Here is a 7,089-nt window from a genome sequence, read left to right as displayed (position 1 = left end):
GGGCCGTCCTGCGCTGGCAGTCGCTGTCGGCCGACAGCGCCGACCGGGTCACCCCGCTCTACGGGGAGTTCGGGGATCCAGCTGCACCGGTCGCAGTGGCGAACGGGATCGATCCCGATGGGACGTTCGAGGGTGCCGTCGCCAGCTTCGTGTTGTGGGCCCGCGAGGGACTCGTCCGGTCTCCGGACGGTACCCCCGAGGTCACCGAAGAGATCATCGAACACCTCTTCGCCGTCCAGGCACGGATCGCCGAGGGGTTGGAGCAGGCAGGAGCAGGGGACCTGCTGGTCGATGGGCGTCCGGTCAATGCGGCTCGTTACCGATCGGAGATCGCCGGCCTGCAGGTCTGGAGCCTGGGACCACCCGGCCGGGTGCTGGTCGCGGTCGATCAGCGGCAGCCGCCGCCCGCCCTGGACGCCGCCGCGTTAGGGACGCGCTGATCGTTCACGTCATCCCGGGCTCTCGGGCGGGCGAGATGCCGGATCAAGTCCGGGATGACGATGGAGGGGCTGATCCTTGTTCAGCGGCCGCGCATCGCCCGGTTGACGCCCTTCATGGTGGGCATCGGGCCGCGCGGCACCGGGATCTTGGGCCGCATCGCGTCCAGGGCGCGCAGCCGCTGCTTCACCTCGGTGAGCTGGTGCGGCTGCAGGGCGTTGGGCAGCTTCTCGATGTGCTTCTGCAGCGCGTCCAGCGGCACCTGGCCCTGGTCGCGTCCGACCAGGATGGTGGTCACCGCCACGCCGTAGGCGACCTGCTCGTGCTTCTTGGTCTCGGTGGCCAGCAGCGCGCGGGTTCGGGCCGGGTTGCCCTCACCGACCAGCACGATGCCGGCACGCCCGATCAGCCGGTGCACGACGTCCATCTGCCGGGTCGCGGCGATGCCCAACTCGTAGCTCCACTTGCGCTTGTTGAGCAGCTGGAAGGCCACCTCGGCCGAGCCGGCCTGGCCCTCGTAGCGCTTGAAGTTGGCCTTCTTCACCCGCCAGGTGAGCACCCACAGCACCAGCACCAGGGCCAGCATCACGCCGGTGATCAACCACAGCCACCACGGCTGCAGCCAGAACCCGACCGCCAGGCAGATAACGATCGGTGCGGCGACCGCGGCCACCGTCCACCACTTCAGCTGCGGATCGATCTCGCTGGTGCGCTTGTACGCCTCGACGATCTGCCGGACGCGGCCCCAGTCGCGGGGGTCGTCGGAGTTCTTCTTGCGAAGCTTCTCGGCCCTGCGTTCGGCCTTCTGCTGGGCGGCGAGGGCTTTCGCCTTCTCACTTGCCATGGGTGCTGCTCCCGTTGATCGTGACTGTGCTGGTGGAGGCGCCGTTGGCCGTCCCGTTCGCTGCCGGCGCCTGGCCGGACCGGGGAAGGGTGATGCCGTTGGGCAGTGTGATGGTGTCGCCGTTCGCCGGGTGCTCGGCCGTACCGTTGGCGGCCGGTGCTCCGCCGGAGCGCGGCAGGGTGATGCCGTTGGGCAAGGTGATCGTGTCGCCGTCGGCGTGCGCACCGTTCGCGCGCGCAGTGCCATTGGCGCTCGCCGCTCCGTTGCTGCCGACGGTGCCGTTGGCAGCCTTCGCCTGATCGCGTTCCAGCCGCCGGCGGGCCTCGATGGCGGTGCGGTAGAGCCGTCCGGCGCGGTAGGACGAGCGGACCAGCGGGCCGGACAGCACGCCCACGAAACCGATCTCGGTGGCCTCCTGCTCCAACTCTTCGAACTCCTCGGGCGTCACCCACCGGTCGATCGGGTGGTGCCGCGGCGTGGGTCGCAGGTACTGGGTGATGGTGATCAGCTCGGTTCCGGCGTCGTACAGGTCGTGCAGCGCCTGGGTGATCTCCTCGCGGGTCTCGCCCATGCCGAGGATCAGGTTCGACTTGGTGACCAGGCCTTCCTCGCGCGACCAGCGCAGCACCTCCAGCGAGCGGTCGTAGCGGAAGCCGGGACGGATCCGGCGGAAGATCCGCGGCACCGTCTCGACGTTGTGCGCGAACACCTCCGGACGGGTGTCGAACAGCTGCTGCAGCAGTTTCCGATGGCCGGTGAAGTCGGGGGCCAGCATCTCCACGCCCACCCCGGGGTTGACGGTGTGGATCTGCCGGATGGTCTCGGCGTACAGCCAGGCGCCCTCGTCCTCCAGGTCGTCGCGGCAGACCCCGGTCACGGTGGCGTAGCGCAGCCCCATGGTCTGCACCGACTCGGCGACCCGCAGCGGTTCGCCCTTGTCGTAGCCGGACGGCTTGCGCGACTCGATCTGGCAGAAGTCGCAGCGCCGGGTACAGGAGTCACCGCCGATCAGGAAGGTGGCCTCGCGGTCCTCCCAGCATTCGAAGATGTTCGGGCAGCCCGCCTCCTGGCAGACGGTGTGCAGCTGTTCGTCCTTCACCAGCCGCATCAGGTCGCGGTACTCCGGGCCCATCCGCGCGGTGGTCTTGATCCACGGCGGCTTGCGTTCGATCGGGGTCTGTGAGTTCTTGACCTCGAGACGCAACAGCCGACGGCCCGCGGGCGGACTCATCGGCGGCGGGCTGACGGCATCGTCTGCAAGGGTCACCGCGTCATCCTATCCCCACCGCACCCGGGCGGCCCGAGTCCTCTGCTCACAGCGGACGCCGGCGTCCGGTTCAGCCGGGCAGCGGATGGCCCTGCTCGTCGGTGGCGGTGGCCTGGCTGGAGAACCGCGGCAGGAACGCCACGAACGCGCCCGTGCCGTGCGGCACCGCGACCCCTCCGTCCTGCCAGATGCCGTTGGACACCGCCCACAGCGAACCGACCGGGTCGCCCTGGTTCTGGTGCACGTTGTGCACGCCCAAGCCGGTGTCGAACGGCTCGCCCCAGACCAGAACCGGGCCGCCCACGGTGAGGATCTGCTCCAGCGCCAGGCTGGCGTCCAGGTTGCTGCCGGTGCGCCACGGGCGGTAGACCACGCTGATCCAGCGCCACCACGGCGTCCAGCCGAGAATGTGGCGATGGGCGAGGCCGGCCCGGAGGAACCGCCAGGTGCGGGCGATCGGATGCCGGATGTGGTCGAGCGCGCCGCTGCCGGGCGTGGACGCCAGCGGATGCCAGCCGGGCGGCAGGGTGGCGGGCGCACCGAGGTCGGCGGCGCTGGCCGGCACCACCTTCCATTGCACCCCGGTCGCCGACTGGTGGCTGTCCACGTCCACCGCGGCGCGATAGCGGGCGCCGGCCACGTCGACGGTCAGCATGACGTGGTACCAGCGGCCCTGATTGTCGGGTCGGTCACGCTCGTGCGCGACCAGCGTGCCGACCAGGACGCCGTAACCGTGGTCGAGCGGCATCGGGCACCTCCTTCACCGTCCTTCACCGCCGGTGCGGCGCCGGTCGCGGGTGGTGGCCCCGGGATCCTGCGTTCGGCAGGGTGCTGGGTGTCCGACCCGCGGGGATCGCGCGTCGTCCGGATTCCCGAAGGAGGGTCAGCGGGTGGCCGCTGATACCGCGGACGGCACGGTGAACTCGGCCGCCCGGGCGTAGGGGCGCAGCGCGAGCAGGTCGGCGAGATGGGGTTCGATCGCCTGGGCCACCTCGACCAGCGAGGGCGCCGGGCCGTCCAGTTCGGCGGCCATCGAGGTCACCCCGGCGTCGGTGATTCCGCAGGGCACGATGTTGTCGAAGCCGCCCAGCTGGCTGGTCACGTTGAGGGCGAAGCCGTGCAGCGTGGTCTGCTTCGACACCCGGATGCCGATGGCGGCGATCTTGCGCTCGGGCCTGGTCGCGGTGGGGGCCAGCCAGACACCGGTGCGGCCGTCCACCCGTCCGGTGGCCAGGCCGTAGTCGGCCAGCACCCGGATCAGCGCCTCCTCCACCCGGCGGACGTAGTCGACCACCCCGATGCCGCGGGGCAGGAAGACGATCGGGTAGCCGACCAGCTGTCCGGGGCCGTGCCAGGTGATCTTGCCGCCGCGGTCGACGTCCACCACCGGGGTGCCGTCGAAGGGACGCTCGTGGGGTTCGGTGCGGCGTCCGGCGGTGTAGACGGGCGGATGCTCGACGAACAGCACCTGGGGCGGCGACTCGCCAGAGGCCACCCGGGCATGCACCTCGCGCTGGTACTCCCAGGTCGGCACGTACTCGCTCAGTCGCGGCGGAACCTCGGTCAGCCCCAAATACTGGAACTCGACCGGACGATCATCTGCGAGGCGTGGCTCGGACACGTCCGGCAGTCTATGCCTGCTCCGTCACACCGGGATCCGCGCCCGTGTCATCGGCCGGTCGCTCTGTGTCATCCGGCGTCATCGTCCTGGTCGGCGTCCGCGCCGGGTTCGATCGGGGCTAGCCGTCCGTGCGGGCGTCCGCGCCGGCCGTCTGCGCCGGGTTCGATCAGGGGCGGCGTCCGTGCCCGGTCGATCAGGGCCGGTGTCCGCGCCCGGTCGATCAGGGCCGGCTATCTCGACATCGCTGCCTGATAGAGGAAAAACTCGCCGATGTCGGGTCGTGATGCGAAATCGAGCAGGTACCTGGCAACTGGGAAGCGATGTCGAGATCGCCGGATCCACGCCGGACAGGAAGGGCCTGGTTTCAGGGTTCCGGAGTTATCCACAGATTGCGGTAGAGCCCTTCCCTCCGGGCAGTCTGCCGTCCGACCATGGGCCAATGTTGCCTTCGGAACTTCTCGAACTGTCCCTGTTCACGACCGGGCAGGCAAGCGAACTGGGGGTCACCGAGGTAGACCTGCGTAAGGCGCTCGCGGACGGTGTGGTGGACCGGCTCAAGCGGGGTTGGTACAGCCCGCAGCAGCTCGACCGGCCTGAGGATCGGCACCGGTTGTTGGTGCAGATCGAGACTTCCGAACGGCCCGGGGTGATCCCCAGTCACTACTCCGCCGCGGTGGTTCTGGAACTGCCCGTGCATCGTCCGGACTGGCGCCTGGTGCACGTGATGCGCACGACGCGCGGTCCGGGACAGCATCGGTCCGGTCTGTCGATTCACAAGCAAGTAGGAACGCATTCGTCGCCGAGCGCCGCACTGGCGATCGCTCAGACCGGGCTGATGGCGGTGGAGTCGGGTCTCATGGCGTATGACGCGGCACTCCGCCGGGGACTGGTGACGCGGGAGGAGTTGGAGGCGGTGGCCGACCAACTCAAGGGCTGGGTGGGTTATCGCCGACTGCCCGTGATCCTCCGGTTGGGCGACGGCCGGCGCGAGTCGCCGCTCGAGTCGAGAACCGTGCTCACCTTCGACCGCTGGGGATATCGGCTCGAACCACAGTTCGAGGTGCCCGGGACGCGCTACCGTGCGGACGCTCGCCTGGAGGGCACCAGGGTGCTGATCGAGACCGACGGACGAACCAAGTACGACGATCCGTCGGTACTCGTGGGGGAGAAGGTCCGCGAGGACGACCTTCGCGCCGATGGCTGGTCGGTCATCCGGGTCACCGACGAGTTGCTGAACCGGCCGAAGGTCCTGTTCGCCAGGTTTCAGACGATCCTTCGCGACGCGTCACGCCCGTCCGTGTCTGCGGCCTGAGATCCCGGGGTACCTGGGCGTCGGCATCAAACGTGAGGGTGGGATGTGGAGGTGACATCCCGGGGTGTGTGGGTGTCGGCATCAAACGTGAGGGTGGGATGTGGAGGTCGTTGCTGTCTGGCCTGACACCCCGGCGGCGTCAGGGCGTCGGCATCAACCAGCAGTCTGTTGGTGGGACGGCCCGAACGGCGCCCTTGGGGATCGGCTCCTGGCCCTTGATGCGTCACTTCTGGTCGCAGCTGCTGGGCAGCGATCTCGAAATCGCTCCTCGTTTTTGGGAGACGCGCTCGATCTCGGGTAACGACCCGAAATCGGAGAGGTCTCCCTCCAGTGGACGGTGATGTCGAGATCGCCGGCCGCCGTGCTTGACGATCACTGGAACCAGGCGGCACAGGGTGATCCGGGCAAGGCGGGCAAGGCGGGCAAGGCGGGCAAGGGGTGGCCGGATGGTTCGGGGCAAGACGGGCAAGACGGGCAAGACGGGCAAGACGGGCAAGGCGGGCCAGGGGTGGCCGGATGGTCCGGGGCAAGGCGGGCAATGTGGGCCTGGAGGTTTGGGCCAAGGCCGGCCTCGTGGTTCGGGCGAGAGGGGCGAGAGGGCAAGGCGAGCGAGAGTGGCAAGCGGGCGAGGGTGGCCGGACGGTTTGGGGCAAGACGGGCCGGATGGTTCGGGGCAAGGCGGGCAAGGCAAAGGTCCAGGGCAGCAGCGGAGAGGCAAGGCAGGCAAGGAAGTCGGCGTCTTGGCCCGGACGCGACGATGCCCGCCACCGAGAAACGGTGGCGGGCATCGAAGGGTCAATCAGAGGCCGACCTCGGCGGCGAAGTCACCGGCCTCCAGCCGGGCCTTCACCGCGGAGAGGAACCGGGCCGCGTCGGCGCCGTCCACCAGGCGGTGGTCGTAGCTCATCGACAGGTACATCATGTCGCGCACCGCGATCACCTCGCCGAGGGACGGGTCCTTCACCACCATCGGGCGCTTCACCAGCGCGCCGGTGCCCAGGATGGCGGCCTGCGGCTGGTTGATGATCGGCGTGTCGAACAGGGTGCCGGCCGAGCCGTAGTTGGTGATGGTGAAGGTGCCGCCGGACATCTCGTCGGGGCCGAGCTGGTTGTTCCGGGCCCGACCGGCGAGGTCGCCGATCTTGCGGGCCAGGCCGGCCAGGCTGAGGTCACCGGCGTCCTTGATCACCGGCACCAGCAGGCCGCGGTCGGTGTCGACGGCGATGCTGAGGTGCTCGGCGGCGTGGTAGGTGATCGTGCCGGCCTCGATGTCCATCGTGGCGTTGACCTTGTCGAACTGCTTCAGCGCCTCGCAGACCGCCTTGCAGATGAACGGCAGGTACGACAGCGACGCACCCTCGCGCTTGCGGAAGTCTTCCTTGGCGCGGGCCCGCAGCTTGCTGATGTTGGTCAGGTCGACCTCGACGGTGCCGGTGAGCTGGGCCGCGATCTGCAGCGACTCCACCATCCGCTTGGCGATCACCGAACGCATCCGGCTGATCTTCTCGGTGGTGCCGCGCTTGGAACCCTCGGGCGGAGCCGCCGGCGCGGACGGCTTGGCGGCGGGAGCGGCGGCCGGAGCCGGAGCGGCGGCGACCGGTGCGGGT

Annotated in this window: 6 protein-coding genes and 1 pseudogene; 2 read left to right on the top strand and 5 right to left on the bottom strand. The window is 69.4% G+C overall.

What is annotated here, in order from left to right; all coding sequences use genetic code 11:
- On the top strand, positions 1–440 hold a 440-nt coding region (locus tag QM582_RS09020), incomplete at its 5' end, for a hypothetical protein (protein WP_415083696.1).
- Positions 441–520: 80 nt separating this feature from the next.
- Here the strand turns inward: QM582_RS09020 and QM582_RS09015 are convergent.
- The 4 genes and pseudogenes from QM582_RS09015 to lipB all read right to left on the bottom strand — a co-directional run bounded on the left by QM582_RS09015 (position 521) and on the right by lipB (position 4,170).
- Positions 521–1,282, bottom strand: a complete 762-nt coding sequence (locus QM582_RS09015) for a DUF4191 domain-containing protein (RefSeq protein WP_415083694.1) — start codon at positions 1,280–1,282, stop codon at positions 521–523.
- Positions 1,283–1,598: 316 nt separating this feature from the next.
- A pseudogene (gene lipA / locus QM582_RS09010) lies at positions 1,599–2,513 on the bottom strand (lipoyl synthase); the annotation flags it as partial.
- Positions 2,514–2,619: 106 nt separating this feature from the next.
- On the bottom strand, positions 2,620–3,297 hold the full coding sequence (locus QM582_RS09005; protein ID WP_415083692.1) for a DUF2278 family protein: 678 nt from the start codon (positions 3,295–3,297) through the stop codon (positions 2,620–2,622).
- Between the two features lie 135 nt (positions 3,298–3,432).
- Complete coding sequence (gene lipB, locus QM582_RS09000) at positions 3,433–4,170, bottom strand: lipoyl(octanoyl) transferase LipB (RefSeq protein ID WP_415083690.1); 738 nt, start codon at positions 4,168–4,170, stop codon at positions 3,433–3,435.
- A gap of 439 nt (positions 4,171–4,609) precedes the next feature.
- Here lipB and QM582_RS08995 point away from each other — a divergent pair, with 439 nt between their 5' ends.
- On the top strand, positions 4,610–5,482 hold the full coding sequence (locus QM582_RS08995; protein WP_415083689.1) for a hypothetical protein: 873 nt from the start codon (positions 4,610–4,612) through the stop codon (positions 5,480–5,482).
- Positions 5,483–6,281: 799 nt separating this feature from the next.
- Here QM582_RS08995 and QM582_RS08990 read toward each other — a convergent pair.
- The coding region (locus tag QM582_RS08990) for a 2-oxo acid dehydrogenase subunit E2 (RefSeq protein ID WP_415083688.1) at positions 6,282–7,089 on the bottom strand (808 nt) is incomplete at its 5' end.

The sequence above is a fragment of the Micropruina sp. genome, assembly GCF_047607385.1.
In the GTDB taxonomy this organism is placed as follows: Bacteria; Actinomycetota; Actinomycetes; order Propionibacteriales; family Propionibacteriaceae; genus Micropruina.
This window is presented reverse-complemented; position numbering and strand designations above follow the sequence as displayed.